Raw genomic sequence first — 14,692 nt, forward strand, 5'->3', positions numbered from 1 at the left:
CTCGATTAAGGAGTTTCATCAGTTCGCTATGCTCACTGTGACAATTCCATTAGAGATGGTTGTTAATAGTAATATATTCTTTAATTTAGGTTATATAATTAACTGCTCTTTAAAAGTAATACGTGAGGTTTCTCCAGTCCTCCTAGAGCCATACGGGCTTGTTTCGAAGCAAGTGATACGGGGGGGGGAAAAGCTAGCTTTCCCTCATTCCTTATCTCGAGCCTAGTCGAGAGATCTATTTATTAACCAACAGCCTAGCCTAGTCGAAGTATCTCATTAGAATTTTCCCCACAAAAAAAGCTGTTGATATCAACAGCCATATTTTGGTGTACCGAAGAGGATTCGAACCTCCGACACCCGCCTTAGGAGGGCGGTGCTCTATCCAGCTGAGCTACCAGTACATATAAAGGACAAAAATGCGTCCTCTATTATTATATAGTTTTTTATCTTGCAATCAATACTTGGAGCAAGAAATTTATATTATTTTCTACATTTCTTTTGATCTTTGAAAATAGGCTTGCTTCTTCGACGTCCTTTTTGGCGATAAGATCGATCGTATGGGCTTCGTTATCATAGGATACATCTACCTTACCTAGGACTTCTCCTTCTTTGATTGGTGCCTTAATCTTATCATTTAGGCTTATCTTAGTGGCTACTTTCTTGTCATCCTTGGATATGATACTTAGGTTTTCTTTTGGGAAGAGATCTATGTAGCCTTGTTTGGCGCTTACTTCATCTATAGTCTCTAGGCTTTTGTTTGTATCTAGGACTTTCTCGCATGAGTAGTATCTGGATACATAATAGATCAAATCACTCATGACGCTATCTCTCGTATCTTTCTGATCTGCTCCCATCACCACACCTATAGTCCTAAACTCGTCGTTGCCATCGAGCTCTTTCATATCTGTACTTGTGATTAAGCAGTAACCTGCCTGGTCTGTGGTTCCTGTCTTTAGGCCATCTACTCCCTTTATTTCTCCTCTTAGGGGAATGGTGGAGTTTTTCTTGATGCCCTTGCCTGGAATATTTACTTCATCCATGGTCGAATATCCCAGGATATCTGGATATTTCTTTACTATTTCAGAAGATAGTTTGAAGAGGTCTCTGGCAGATGACTTATTTTCCTTACCATCATCTGTATTTATCCCACTTGCGTTATAGTATTTTTGGCTAGTAAGTCCTAGTTCTTCTGCCTTCTGATTCATCAACTGGGCAAATTTATCTTCGCTTCCTCCTACAGTTTTGGCTAGAAGATGAGCACAGTCATTTCCACTAACCGCGATGAGGCCTTGGAGAAGCTCTTCTACAGAGTAGGATTCATTTTCTTTAAGTCCTAGGGCAGAGTACTCCCAGCTTGTAAGCTCTTCTGCTCTCTTATCTGCCTTCACGCTAGTATTTAGGTCAAGTTTTCCCTCATCGATTGCATCTCTTACTAGAAGAAAAGTCATAAGCTTGGTAAGAGAAGCCATAGGTAGAGCTTCATCAGCGTTTTTCTCGTAGTAAATATCTCCTGTTTCTTGATTTCCTATAAGGTAGGCTGTAACATTGTCGTCAAGTCCTACTACCCTACCTTCACCTGCCGCAAGGGAAGTCGTCCCAGTAAGTATCAGGATTAAGGAAAGGATAAGGGCTGTTATATTTTTCTTAATTTTCATAGTCTACCTCAAAAATGATTCGAGCTTTCTATAGTTCTTACGCAAAAGCTCAAGGGCCTTGACATCGGCCTTCTTATTATATTCAAAACCTAAGTTCTCTGCCTCAGCCATGCCAACTTTCCTGAATAGGCCACAAGCCTTAAAGAGGCAATTATAAATATCCAAGAGATCGTTAGTATTATAGGATAATTCCAAATCTTCTCTATATTCCTTACTTAGGGAGTTGATAAGGCTTGACCCGTCCTTGCCCATATCCCTTAGGCCGTAGAATTTATCTATAATATGGAAGTTGAGCATTTTGATTAGCTCATAACGCAAATCATCCATCTTGATCGAAGCTGCTATTGGATCTTTCTGGTTAATATATAGGGAAACTTCGATAGCATTGGCAAAGAAATTGTCCACACAGGACTTAAATTCGTATTCCTTGGCCATGTCGTATTTGAAGTCCCTGTTTGGATTAAGTTTCTTCTCACCAGCCCTATTGTAAATAAATTCGATATCGCTTGGAAGCTTCTTTATAAAGTCTTCTGCCAAATCTTTTGCTATAATTGACTCAGAAATCTTTGTATTATCTTCCTTGTATACATTTATTATAGTATAATTTTGCTTATTCTTATCGACTTCAAAGCTATCCTTTCTCCTATTGATAAGGATAATATCATCGAAGAGATATCTGATATCCTCTTCAAGCTTTCCTATAATAACTTCATCGACAACAGTATACAAATCAATGAACTCGTCATTTGTGTTTGATTTAAGGTAAAATATAGAAACTATGGAATCCTTGTCCTTGGCATAGTCTACAAATCTATTTTTAATTTCACTTTTCATCTATCATCCAGCTTTCTATAAAATTCTTCAAAAGTCTCGCTGTAAGTCCCCAGATTACAGGTTCTGTATCATAAAAGTACAAGTCACTATAGCCCCTCCATGCCCTGTATTCCTGGCCATTAGGGATCTTGTCAAAGGGGAAATCCTCCGGATAGTCTACCTTATAAGGCGACCTATATCTGATTGGTGGATTATCCTTTAGATAGTCTATATCCACAGCAAAGACTGACTCCACTTCTTCATTATACTTTATATCTTCAATATTTTTCTTAATTCTACCATAAAAACTCTTCACATGCCTGTAGGATGAATTGAGAGTCATAGAAGAATATCCCAGATATTCGATATCACTATGATCTAGGCATAGCTCCTCCATCGTTTCTCTAATAGCGGCTTCCTTGAAGTCTTCACCTTTTTCAACTCTTCCACCAGGGAAAGACACCTCCCCAGGTTGGCTGATATGGGCGCTTCTTACCTCAAGTAGGATATGGTCTTTGCCATCAATCTCAATTATCGGTATAAAGACCGCGAAATTTCTTAATTTATTGTAAAAATCGTCATCAACTAATAATTTTTTCATAATATCTCCTATAATAAATGATATTAAATTAAGGATTCAAAGTCAAATATATAATAATAAATTTATATTGGGTATAATAGTGGTGTAAATATAATCTAGGAGGAATAATGTTAAAAGAATTTAAAGAATTTATAGCACGTGGTAATGTTATTGACATGGCTATAGGTATAATCATGGGATCTGCCTTCACAGCAATCGTAAAAAGCTTAGTAGACGATATCCTAATGCCGATCATATCAGGACTTACAGCTGGAATCAACTACGAAGATATAGTAGTTAATATTGCAGGAGCAAGCCTAAAGGTAGGTAACTTCATCAACGCTGTCATTTCATTTTTAATTATCGCACTTGTAATGTTTATGATAGTTAAGGCACTAAACGCAAGACACAAAGATGATGAAGAGGAAGAAGTAACAACAAAAGATTGTCCATACTGTAAAAGCGAAATTCCAGTAGAAGCAACAAGATGTCCACACTGCACATCTAAGCTCGCCGACTACGTAAACGCAAATGAATAAGAAAAAATAAAGCCGCGAAAAGCGGCTTTTTGATTGAGGAAATTTATGCTTTGTTGATAGATAATTTATAGAATAAGTACTTTCTAATACTACACTCTATCTCTCCTTGCGTCAAGCGTAGCCGAGACATCTATTTCTTTCCCCCTTATATCGAGCGTAGTCGAGATATCTCTCTTATCAAATATTCCACTCCGCCACCCCGAACTTCACGTGAGAGGTCTACAGAACCGTGGAACATGTTTGATTTTAGATTTTGTTATTTAGGTATTTACGTAGATAACTTGAACTTTAATATACACATGTCATCATCGACTGTAGATCTCTCGTCGCTCATTTCATTCGCTCTGTCGACGGTAGTTTGCGGATTCAGCTACACTTCATCTCGCAAAACCTCGATTAAGGAATTTCATCAATTCGCTATGCTCACTGTGACAATTCCATTAGAGATGGAGATTATGTGATTTCCACTGTATTTCGAATTCAAAAATTAACTGTTTTTTAAAAGTAACACGTGATGTTTCTCCACTTCGGTCGAAACAAGGGAAAATAGTAGGAAAGCTAGCTTTCCTATCTTACCCTAGTATCGAGTGTAGTCGAGATATCTCTTTTCTATCTCTTCTTTTCTTTGACATAGTCACATGAGGAGCATTTTATTTCGTCTGTGGACCTGTTTTTCTTGTGGATTAGGAGAGAGCCACATTTTGGGCATTTTTCTCCTGTTGGTGGGTCCCATAGGGCGAAGTCGCATTTTGGGTAGTTGTCACAGCCGTAGAATCTCTTGCCTCTCTTGCTGACTTTTTCTATTATTGTTCCGTCATCACATTCTGGGCATTTTACTCCAGTAGATTTTACTATAGATTTAGTGAAGTTGCAGTCTGGAAAGCCGGTACATCCTATGAATTTCCCATTTCTTCCGTGTTTTATAGCAAGCGGCTTGCCGCATTTTGGGCATTTTTCGTCTAGGATTTCATCTCTTACCTTGTAGTCCTTGCCATCCTTTTTGACACCCTTCATGTCTTTTTCGAAATCTTTGTAGAAGGACTTTAATGTTTCTTTCCAGAATCTATCTCCTTCTGCGATATTATCTAAGGCATCTTCCATTTCCCTGGTGAACTCTACGTTTATTACATCGTCGAAGTTTTCTTGGAGGAAAGTATTTACGGTTTTTCCTAGATCTGTTGGCAATATTGATCTTTCTTCAAGTTCTACGTAGTTTCTTGAGATGATTTGATTGATGGTTGCAGAATAGGTTGAAGGTCTACCAATGCCGAATTCTTCCAGGGTCTTTACAAGGCTTGCTTCGGTATATCTTGCAGGAGGCTTGGTGAAGTGTTGGTCCTTATCGATTGACTCAGCACTTATTATGTCTCCTTCTTTAAGCTCTGGTAGGATATTTTCGTTTTCTTTATTTGCTCCCAATTTATTGAAACCTTCAAATAGGGTGATTCTCCCATTTGTCTTAAAGATTAGGGAATTGTTGTCGAAGAGGACTTGGGTTGATAGGAATTCGTAATCTGTCATCTGGCTTGCTACGACTCTTTCCCAAATCATCTTGTAGAGCTTGTATTGTTGGTCTGTTAGGTATTCCTTAATCTCTAGAGGATTTCTCCTAATAGAGGTTGGTCTTATGGCCTCGTGGGCATCTTGGCTGCCCTTTTTCTTGCCCCCATAGGTGTTTCCCTTGCCAGCATATTCCGGTCCGTATTTTTCCTTAATATATGAGAGGGCTTCGCCTACGATCTCCTTGGAGATCCTATTTGCGTCAGTTCTCATATAGGTAATAAGACCCACGCTTCCATCTCCTACATCTATACCTTCAAAGAGCTGTTGGGCTAGCTGCATGGTATATCTTGTAGAAAATCCTAATCTGTTGGAGGCATCTTGTTGGAGGGTTGAGGTTGTGTATGGCTTTTGAGGCTTTCTTCTCTTCTTAGTCTTGGTAATTTTTACAACTTCAAACTTATCCTTATCGATTTTATTGAGGACCTTATCAGCTCCGTTTTCATTGCTTATTTTTATTTTCTTGTTGATTTGTCCATAGAATTCTGAGTCGAATTTCTCCCTGCCTTCCTTATGGTGGGCAGTTATAGTCCAGTATTCTTCTGGAACAAAATCGTCGATTTCCTTTTGCTTATCTACTATAAGCTTAAGGGCAACTGATTGGACACGGCCAGCAGATAGGCCTGCCTTGACCCTCTTCCAGAGGATTGGGCTTATCTCGTAACCTACAATCCTATCCATCACTCGTCTTGCCTGTTGAGCGTCAACTAGGTTCTGGTCGATTTTTCTTGGGTTTTTGATGGCGTTTTTGACATTTTCTTTGGTTATCTCGTGGAACTCTACCCTGTTTTTGGCCTCAGGGTCAAGGTCTAAGAGAAATTGCAAATGCCAGCTTATGGCTTCTCCTTCCCTATCCGGGTCTGTCGCGAGATAGACATTTTCTGCCTTTTTCGCTTCTTTTTTTAGTTCATTTATAGTCTTTGCTCGTCCCCTAACCTTGATATATTCTGGTTCAAAGTTATTTTCTATATCCACTCCAAACTTACTCTTTGGAAGATCACGGAGGTGGCCTACTGTTGCCATTACCTTGTAGTTTCTTCCGAGCATCTTTGAGATGGATCTGGCCTTGGTTGGAGACTCTACTATTACTAGGTTCTTAGCCAAATACTCACTCCTTTATACTAAATTCGTTATTTCCTATATTTTCTATATAATCCTTAAGCTCAAGCGATGTAAGGAGGAAATTGACCACGTCAATCTCTTCATCTAAGCCACTAGCTATAGTGTCAGCACTTGAGTTGGGGTAGTTTACAATGTATCTTACCACTTGGGCCTCTGCCTTATCAAGTTTTGAATAATCAAGACTCCTTCGACCGAGGTCCAAATCTTTCATATAGTCGAGCTCTTCTATAATATCTTCTGGAGAAAGGACGAGCTTGGCCCCTTCTTGGATCATCTTGTTGGTCCCTTTGGAATAGATAGAGTTGATATTTCCAGGCACTGCGAAGACTTCCTTACCTTGGTCTAGGGCACACCTTACAGTAATCATGGTCCCCGATTTTTCCTTGGCTTCAATCACGACTGTACCTAGGGAAATCCCTGATATTATCCTATTTCTCCTGGGAAAGTTAAAGGCAATAGGCTCCGTCCCTAGGGGAAATTCTGAAAGGATTAGTCCTGTCTCTTCGATTCTCCTGTAGAGGTCCCTGTTTTGTTTAGGATAAATCTTGTCGATCCCACAACCTATAACTCCGATTGTCCTCTTGCCCACATCAAGGGTTGCCTTGTGGCAGGTCGCATCTATCCCATAGGCAAGGCCTGATACTGTTGTAATTCCAGCCATGGCTATACTTTCTGCCAAGTTCTTACAGGCCCATCTCCCGTAGTCCGTACACTTCCTCGAACCTACGAAGGCTATGGAATTTTTGTCAGCCTCATCGTCAAACTCTCCCTTGTAATACAATACAGCTGGCTTATCTTCTATATATAAGAGATTTTTAGGGTAAGCTTCATCGAGCATGGTGACATATTTATAATCCTTCTCATAGACTAAGTCCAGATATGACCTAAAGGCCTCGATACTTTCCTTATCAAAAACCTTCCCGTAGATCTTATCTGTAAGGAAATCATAATAGGTCCTATCCTTTTCGAAAAAGTCCTCCAAGCCCGTCTTTTCGTAGAGGTCTAGGATTGTCTGGTTATTCAAATATATGTAGTTTAAATATAAAATAATTTCGTTTTTAGTAAATTTAAAAGGCATTTTCTATATAATTAATCTCTCCCACATCCGCTATAACTTCAGCAACATCAAATCTCACAAGCAAATCTGTCATATTATTTTCTATAAGGAAGGCCTGGCTTGCTTGGATAATTTTCCTTTGCTTACTAGGAGTAACTGCCTCGGCAGGACTTGCAAAATTGGCATTTTTCCTAGTTTTAACTTCTACAAAAACAATCATATCGGAAAACTTCGCCACTATATCTATCTCGCCGAAGGGCTTCCTGTAATTTCTAGCAAGGATCTCATAGGACTTTTCCTTGAGATAGTCTTCGACGAAATTTTCCCCATAATCTCCAAATTCCTTCTTATAGGTCATAGATACTAAGCTGCCTTTCGTGGAACTTCCTCAAGAAAGTCTGCCTGTGGATAGGAGTTTCTCCGAACTTTTCTAGGCCCTCGTAGTGCTTTTTGGTCCCATATCCCATATTAGTCTCGAAGGAATATCCAGGATAGATTTTTGAAAAATTAATCATAATATCATCACGTCTGACCTTGGCAAGAATTGATGCACAAGATATGGAATATTCATTTAGGTCTCCCTTGACTATATTCATCTGAGGAATATCAGTATTTATCCTTTCCGCATCGATTAGGACGATTTCCGGGCGGATTTTAAGCTTGTTTAGGGCATCCTCCATGGCCTTATGGGTGGCGTTTTTGATATTAAGCTCATCAATTAATTTAGGATTGGCATAGCCATAGGCAAAATCTATGGCATCAGCTAGGATCTTTTCCTTGAGGCTTAGCATCTTCTTTCTAGTAAGCTTCTTCGAATCAGTCACTCCTTCTATGTGAGAATCTCTTTTCATAATCACAGCACAAGTTACGACAGGACCTGCCAGAGGTCCCCTGCCTACTTCGTCAATACCAGCTATAAGCTCGTAGTCTTCATGGACCTTTTTCTTTATAGCATCGTCGTATGGTGAATATTTCATGCTTTTTCCAAAGTAATCTTGCCAAGCTTTCCTGATCTAAAGTCATTTAGAATAATATTGGCAGTTCTCGTATAGTCAAAGTCTCCACCAGAAATTATAGCCCCACGCTTTTTGGCTATGGTCTCGTAGATTTCTAGGGCAGGAAGGGCAGGATCAACTCCGTATCTGTCGACCAAGGCTTCTGGATTGTTTTCCTTCATTTCCTCCAAGAACTTAAGGGTCAAGTCTTCTATATTTAGAACCTCATCTTTAATAGCATTGGTAAAGGAAAGGTGGAGGCCGATTTTTTCTTCAAACTTAGGCCACAAGATTCCAGGAGTATCGAGGAGCTGGATATTTGATCCAGTCTTAATCCATTGTTTGGTTTGGGTAATACCAGGACGGTTACCTACCTTGGCTCCCTTTTTCTTTGAAACCTTGTTGATAAAGGTGGACTTACCAGAATTTGGCACACCTACAATCATCATCCTAATCATGGGATTATCTATATTCTTTTTCTCATTTTTCTCAAACTTATCCTTAAGGAGGGTCCTTGCTTCCTTGTAGATCTTATCGACAGGGACATTTTCCTTTGAGTTCATCAAAAGGGCAGGGATCCCTTCTTTTCTAAATTTCTTAACCCATTTCTTGTTCTCCTCAGGATCTGAGAGGTCTGATTTATTCATTATAATCATCCTTGGCTTGTCAGCCACAATCTCATCTATCATAGGATTTCTAGATGAAATTGGTATCCTCGAATCGATTATCTCTAAGACCACATCTACCAGCTTCAAATTATTTATAATAATCTCCTTGGTCTTTTTCATATGACCAGGAAACCAGTTAATATTCATCGTCATTATATCTCCTCCGTATTCTCTTCTATATATTATACATAAAATAGCCATACTTTTACAAGAAAAAAGACCTAGGCAACTTAAGCCCAGATCTATAGACTAAAATTCTTATTGTTCGTAGGGATATTTTCTTCCGGAAATGCTAAGGTTAATACTACAAATAATATAAGAAAGAAGAGATTGAGAGCTAATTTTTTCTTAGAGACAATCTTTCCCTCAAAGTGAAGCTCATAGCTTATATTAAAGATAAGCATTAGAAGAAGCCCACAGGGATAAAGCCAGTGGTTCACATTTGTTCCCAAAAGCCCAAAGATTATAGGAATAAAATAATTAATCCCTTTCCTATATTTCTTAACTAAAGATTCTAAATTATTATCTACCTTACTCATCTATTCTCTCCCGAAGACCTCAAATAAGCCCATTTGTTATAAGGGCAAAACATATAACTAGAAATGACCTCTTCTTTTGATCAAAATCAAATCCCTTATTCTTTCTCTTTAAAAGAAAAGTCCCAAGCTCAACTAAGATAAAATATATAAGAGTCAAAAACACTAACCTAACAAATTTCATAAGCCCTCCTTCTATCTATTAAAATCCTACCCGAAATAGATAAATAATAAACGAAAATCTCCTCTAACTAGAAGCAGACTGATAATAAGTCAAAGCCCTCTTCCAAGTATAGGAAGTTAAAGCAAACAGTACCGCTGTATATACAATGGAAAATATTGCATCCTTTATGTTCACATCACAATAAAGGAGACTGTGCAACATTTTGTGTGTAGAACCTCCTGATTAGGGTAAAGAAAACTAATCAGGTGGAATTATTATGCCAAGAAAAATACCAGAGACAAAAAGAAGCAAAATAGCAAAAATGTTAATTGAAGAATATCAACCTCAAAGTACACAAGATATCCAAAAAGCACTAAAAGATCTTTTAGGTGATACAATGGAAGAACTTTTAAAAGCCGAATTAGATGAGCATTTAGACTATGATTATGGTGAAAAACCACTTTTTCTAAATACAAGAAACGGTTCAATCAAGAAAACAGTAAAATCATCTTATGGAAACATAGATTTAAACATACCAAGAGATAGAGAAGCAACATTTGAACCACAAGCATTAAGAAAATACGAAAAAGACATTTCAAACATAGAAAATCAAATAATATCAATGTATGCCAAAGGAATGACAACTAGAGACATATCAAGTCAAATCAAAGATATCTGTGGCTTTGGAATATCAGAAACAATAGTAAGCAAAATAACCAACAAAATACTACCAACCATAGAAGAGTGGCAAAATAGACCGTTAGAAAAAATCTATCCTATGGTATTCTTAGACGCTATACACTACCATGTAAGCGAAAACAACATAGTAGTAAAAAAAGCAGTATAAATTGCCCTATGCTACAATCTAGAAGGCCTTAAAGAAATCCTAGGCATGTGGGTAGGAGAAAATGAATCAAACAAATACTGGTTACTAATCTTAAATCAATTAAAAGAAAGAGGACTAGAAGATGTACTCATATTCTCAATAGATAACCTCCCAGGATTCACACAAGCCATAGAAGCAGTATACCCAAAAGCATAAATTCACCAAAAAAGTGTGGGGAAAATCATGTATAATCCGCCAAATAAGAAACTCAACCAAATATGTAAGCAGCAAAGACATCAAAGAATTAATGCGAGACTTAAAAGCAATATATAAAGCACCAACAGAAGAACTAGCCTTAACTAATCTAGAAATATTTGAAAACAAATAGGGTGAAAAATACCCAATGTGTGTAAGCTCTTGGAGAAAAACTCGGTCAGAATTATCAACCTACTTCAAATATCCAGAAGGCATAAGAAAACTAATATATACAACAAACGCCATGGAAAACTTCAATAGACAACTAAGAAAAGCAACAAAAAACAAAACAATATTCCCAACCGACTATGCTTTGCAAAAAATCTTGTATCTAGCAATGGTAGATGCTTCAAGTAAGTGGACAAGTAGATTACGTGGCTGGGATCAAATCTTATCCCAATTATCAATATTTTTGAAGGGAGGTTTTAATCAAGTTTAGAATTTAGTATAAAATCGGCTGTAAATTTTCATAAAAATTTGACAGTTTATTAAAGTTGTGTAAAATTAAGTAAAGCTCCATTCCTATAGAAATGGACTAACATTGATACAAAAAATGTATCAGCCCTTACCCTTTTATCAGGATTAAGGTTGATACACAAAATTATTTACCGACCCGGGTCACCTTATTTAATTTGGTAGCTCTTTTTACTTGTATCATATTATAATTCTTTTATATTTGTACAAAGTATAAAACATAGTTTATCATTTATTGGCTAGCTTTTAAAACCATAGTAAATACAGATCCACTTGGTATATTATCCGTTACACTTATTTCGCCACCATGGGCTTTAACTATAATCATACAAAGATATAAGCCTAGACCTATACTCCTCTTGCTATCGATGATTTTGTTATTAGCCGAATAGAATTTTTGGAATATTTTTTTCTTATCGGTATCCTCAATTCCTTTTCCATTATCTGCTACTTGGATTATGACTTTGTTTGCATCTTGGTAGGCTCTTATATTGATACTTGACCCTTCAAAAGTATATTTTATAGCATTATCTACAAGGTTTATGATGACTTGTATTATTAACCTCACATCCATATCAGCCATTAGGTAGTCATCGTCTATATCAACAGTTATATTGTGATTTTTTTTATCTCTGCTTACATGCTTTAGGGCCTCTTCTATGACTTCTTCAACCATTTGTGGTTCTATTTTTAGTTTGCTTTTACCTTCTTCAACTCTAGTTACTGAAAGTAAATTTTCTATAAGATTCAGTAGCCACTGGGAATCATCATAAATATCTCTATATAGCCCTAATTTCATTGTTTCTGTCAAGTTTCCCGAATTATTAAGTAATATATCCGAATTACCATAAATAGTAGTTAGGGGTGTTCTTAAGTCATGGGAGATAGATCTTAAAAGATTTGTTTTCAATTGTTCATCTTTTATTCTCAAATTAGCTTCGTTTTTATCTTTCAAAATTTTTTCTTTCTCTAAAGCCAAAGACATATCTCCAAGGATGGCTAGTAAAATTTTATTTTCTACGGAATCTAGCCTATCATTGCCCAAATATATTCCTATAACTCCATAAACACTTGTATTAAATCTGATGGCATAATATAAGTACTTCGCATCTGGCAAATACTCTGTTCCAGCACCTGCACTTTTGTTATTGGAAAATACCCACTTTACTATTTCTAATTCTCTGAGAAATTCTGTATCAGCATCCCTAAGGTCATCATTGAATATTAGTGGATCCTGAATTTCTCCATCTACTATATCGTAATAAACTATATTTCTATTTAGTAGGTTTGATAATTGATTACAGCCTGTTTCTATGATTTCGTGTTTGGATATTTTAGTCTGTAAAAGTTGATTTGTTTCTAACAAAAGCTTTGTTATATATATCATATTTGATGAGTTCTTTGCATTTTTTCTTATCTGGCTTGCTATCCTACTTGTCAAAAATGATACTGTTAATAAGACTAAAAAAGTAATAATATATTCAGGATTAGATACTGATAAACTTAAAGTTGGCTGAGTAAAACAATAATTAAAGGCTAATACGCATATTACAGATGAAATAAAACTCACTAATTCATCATAAGTTACAAGAGCAATAATAAAAACGCCTAGTATATAGATCATTATTATATTTGCATCACTGTAGCCAAAATTATAAAATATATAACCTATTAGAGTGCTGATTGCTAGTATTATAAAAGCAATTAACAAATCTTTTGATATATTTTTGTTTTTTTTAAATCCATAAGGTTTGACCTTATCATTTATTGGAACAGCGTAAATGTCAATTCTGTCAGATTTTTTTACCACTTGATCATATATACTGGTATTTAAAGATAATAGCTTAAAATCATTTTGATTTTTTCCTATTACAACTTTTTTTACTTTATATAGTTTTGCAAAGTTTATTATTTGGCTTGCTATATCGTCATCATATATAATCTCAACCATAGCCCCCATATTTTCCGCTAGACTTAAATTGTCTTGTAGGTAGTCATTGTCCTTTTTTTCATGAAACTTATCTCTATCAGATACATATAGAGCAATTAGTTTAGCTTTTTCATTTTGGGCTATCTCATTGGCTTCTTTTATTACTTGACTATTAGATTGGGATTCAGAGATACAAACTAATACCAAATCTCTATTAATTAGATCCATTTATTTCATCTTCCCCTGATTTATTGATTCTAATCATCTTGTAGCCAACTCCAACATGAGTTTGGATATACTTATCGTCAGTTAATTTTTCTATCTTTTTTCTAAGAGAGGTCATATATACCCTCAAAGAAGAAAGATCAGATTCAAGGTAATTGACCCAAATGTTTTTTAGGATATATTGGTGGGTAAGAACCTTGCCAACATTTTCTGCTAATAAACATAACAAACTATATTCTATTGGCATTAAATGTATTTCTTCACCTTTAATAAATACGCTTCTAGAAGGATAATCTATTCTTATATCTCCATTTTCAAATGAAATTTTTTCTTCAACACTATTATTCTCAGCATAGTTTATTCTTCTTAAGGTTGACCTAACTCTTGCAAGAAGTTCGTCAACATTAAATGGCTTGGTCAAAAAATCATCTGCCCCAGCATCCAAGGCTTCTATTTTATCTTCATCATTGGTCCTAGCGCTAATTACTATAATTGGAGTAGTCGAAAAATCTCTGAATTTTTTTATTATTTCTATTCCATCAATGTCAGGCAAGCCCAAGTCAATAAATACTATGTCATATTTATTTGAGGTCATTAGCTGTAGAGCATTTTTACCATCAATTGCTAGGTCATATTCATAATCATTTATCTGCAATGTTGTTGATATCAAGTTTCTCACAGCTCTGTCATCTTCTACCACTAATATCTTTATATTTTCATTCATATTTACTTACCTTCTTTATAGCAAAATATTGGTCAAATCATTCTAAGCCTCAAGTTATGATTACCTGAGGCCTTATATTACAATATTATTTTTTCATTTCACTTACTAAGTCTATGTTTAGTTTCAATACATTTACAGTTTGTTCGCCAAAGATTCCCAAAGCTTTTTCACTAGTATTTTGTTTTATCAGTTGTTCTAAGTTTTCTTTGGAGAGATTTGTATTTTTTGCTACTCTATCAACTTGTAATTGAGCTGCTTTGACAGAAATGTGTGGATCGAGACCTGAGCCTGATTGGCTTATGATGTCTTCAGGGATATCTTCTTTTGATACCGTAGGATTTTCTTTAATAAACTTATCTATATCTTCGTTAATTCTTTTCTTTAGGTTAGGGTTGCTTACTGCTAAGTTTTTACTACCAGAAGCTAATCCATCATACTTGTCTCCATCTTCATAGACATTGTAGTTAACAGCTGATGGTCTCGAATGAAATAATTTTGGATCAGTAAAATCTTGACCTATTAATTCAGATCCAACTACTTCATTATCTACTTTTATTAAACTACCATTTG

At 36.1% G+C, this 14,692-nt stretch carries 12 protein-coding genes, 1 tRNA gene and 1 pseudogene; 2 read left to right on the forward strand and 12 right to left on the reverse strand.

Annotated elements, in window-relative coordinates; genetic code table 11:
- Window positions 1–324: 324 nt before the first annotated feature.
- The 4 genes from RCH56_RS06040 to RCH56_RS06055 form a co-directional block, all read right to left on the reverse strand.
- Window positions 325–401 (reverse strand) — tRNA-Arg (locus RCH56_RS06040).
- Window positions 402–443: 42 nt separating this feature from the next.
- Complete coding sequence (locus RCH56_RS06045; protein WP_306484080.1) at window positions 444–1,655, reverse strand: D-alanyl-D-alanine carboxypeptidase family protein; 1,212 nt, start codon at window positions 1,653–1,655, stop codon at window positions 444–446.
- A 3-nt stretch (window positions 1,656–1,658) separates the two neighbouring features.
- Complete coding sequence (locus RCH56_RS06050; protein ID WP_306484081.1) at window positions 1,659–2,489, reverse strand: aminoglycoside 6-adenylyltransferase; 831 nt, start codon at window positions 2,487–2,489, stop codon at window positions 1,659–1,661.
- Entirely contained in the window at window positions 2,479–3,069 is a 591-nt protein-coding gene (locus RCH56_RS06055) for a CoA pyrophosphatase (protein WP_306484082.1), read from the reverse strand. Before RCH56_RS06055 ends, RCH56_RS06050 begins: the two co-directional genes overlap by 11 nt.
- A gap of 107 nt (window positions 3,070–3,176) precedes the next feature.
- On the opposite strand from RCH56_RS06055, the gene mscL reads away from it, so the two are divergent.
- A complete protein-coding gene (mscL, locus tag RCH56_RS06060; RefSeq protein WP_306484083.1) occupies window positions 3,177–3,587 on the forward strand; it encodes a large conductance mechanosensitive channel protein MscL in 411 nt (136 codons plus the stop codon).
- 609 nt (window positions 3,588–4,196) lie between these two features.
- On the opposite strand, the gene topA is transcribed toward mscL, so the two are convergent.
- The 5 genes from topA to ylqF are packed head-to-tail and all read right to left on the reverse strand — an operon-like array spanning window position 4,197 to window position 9,136.
- A complete protein-coding gene (gene topA, locus RCH56_RS06065) occupies window positions 4,197–6,251 on the reverse strand; it encodes a type I DNA topoisomerase (RefSeq protein WP_306484084.1) in 2,055 nt (684 codons plus the stop codon).
- 4 nt (window positions 6,252–6,255) lie between these two features.
- A complete protein-coding gene (dprA, locus tag RCH56_RS06070) occupies window positions 6,256–7,347 on the reverse strand; it encodes a DNA-processing protein DprA (protein WP_306484085.1) in 1,092 nt (363 codons plus the stop codon).
- Window positions 7,337–7,684, reverse strand: a complete 348-nt coding sequence (locus tag RCH56_RS06075) for a YraN family protein (RefSeq protein WP_306484086.1) — start codon at window positions 7,682–7,684, stop codon at window positions 7,337–7,339. Before RCH56_RS06075 ends, dprA begins: the two co-directional genes overlap by 11 nt.
- The gene (locus RCH56_RS06080; RefSeq protein WP_306484087.1) at window positions 7,674–8,303 is read right to left on the reverse strand and encodes a ribonuclease HII; all 630 of its coding nucleotides are present in this window, start codon (window positions 8,301–8,303) and stop codon (window positions 7,674–7,676) included. The genes RCH56_RS06075 and RCH56_RS06080 overlap by 11 nt, the downstream gene beginning before the upstream one ends.
- Window positions 8,300–9,136 (reverse strand): ribosome biogenesis GTPase YlqF, encoded by an 837-nt coding sequence (gene ylqF, locus RCH56_RS06085; protein WP_306484091.1) that lies wholly within the window; start codon window positions 9,134–9,136, stop codon window positions 8,300–8,302. Before ylqF ends, RCH56_RS06080 begins: the two co-directional genes overlap by 4 nt.
- 874 nt (window positions 9,137–10,010) lie before the next feature.
- Between ylqF and RCH56_RS06090 the strand changes: the two are divergent.
- A pseudogene (locus RCH56_RS06090) lies at window positions 10,011–11,208 on the forward strand (IS256 family transposase).
- 267 nt (window positions 11,209–11,475) lie between these two features.
- Here RCH56_RS06090 and RCH56_RS06095 read toward each other — a convergent pair.
- The 3 genes from RCH56_RS06095 to kdpC form a co-directional block, all read right to left on the reverse strand.
- On the reverse strand, window positions 11,476–13,401 hold the full coding sequence (locus RCH56_RS06095) for a DUF4118 domain-containing protein (RefSeq protein WP_306484088.1): 1,926 nt from the start codon (window positions 13,399–13,401) through the stop codon (window positions 11,476–11,478).
- Complete coding sequence (locus tag RCH56_RS06100) at window positions 13,388–14,122, reverse strand: response regulator transcription factor (protein ID WP_306484089.1); 735 nt, start codon at window positions 14,120–14,122, stop codon at window positions 13,388–13,390. Before RCH56_RS06100 ends, RCH56_RS06095 begins: the two co-directional genes overlap by 14 nt.
- Before the next feature lie 85 nt (window positions 14,123–14,207).
- Window positions 14,208–14,692: K(+)-transporting ATPase subunit C (kdpC, locus tag RCH56_RS06105; protein WP_306484090.1), on the reverse strand; the 485-nt coding region annotated here is incomplete at its 5' end.

It is taken from the genome of Anaerococcus sp., assembly GCF_030825785.1.
Taxonomy (GTDB): Bacteria; Bacillota; Clostridia; order Tissierellales; family Peptoniphilaceae; genus Anaerococcus.

Bases quoted from the DNA above. Each gene is read 5' to 3' on its own strand.
- RCH56_RS06050 (WP_306484081.1), bottom strand. From the start codon at position 2,489: ATGAAAAGTGAAATTAAAAATAGATTTGTAGACTATGCCAAGGACAAG.
- ylqF (WP_306484091.1), bottom strand. From the start codon at position 9,136: ATGAATATTAACTGGTTTCCTGGTCATATGAAAAAGACCAAGGAGATT.
- RCH56_RS06080 (WP_306484087.1), bottom strand. From the start codon at position 8,303: ATGAAATATTCACCATACGACGATGCTATAAAGAAAAAGGTCCATGAA.
- RCH56_RS06055 (WP_306484082.1), bottom strand. From the start codon at position 3,069: ATGAAAAAATTATTAGTTGATGACGATTTTTACAATAAATTAAGAAAT.
- mscL (WP_306484083.1), top strand. From the start codon at position 3,177: ATGTTAAAAGAATTTAAAGAATTTATAGCACGTGGTAATGTTATTGAC.
- RCH56_RS06095 (WP_306484088.1), bottom strand. From the start codon at position 13,401: ATGGATCTAATTAATAGAGATTTGGTATTAGTTTGTATCTCTGAATCC.
- dprA (WP_306484085.1), bottom strand. From the start codon at position 7,347: ATGCCTTTTAAATTTACTAAAAACGAAATTATTTTATATTTAAACTAC.
- RCH56_RS06100 (WP_306484089.1), bottom strand. From the start codon at position 14,122: ATGAATGAAAATATAAAGATATTAGTGGTAGAAGATGACAGAGCTGTG.
- RCH56_RS06045 (WP_306484080.1), bottom strand. From the start codon at position 1,655: ATGAAAATTAAGAAAAATATAACAGCCCTTATCCTTTCCTTAATCCTG.
- RCH56_RS06075 (WP_306484086.1), bottom strand. From the start codon at position 7,684: ATGACCTATAAGAAGGAATTTGGAGATTATGGGGAAAATTTCGTCGAA.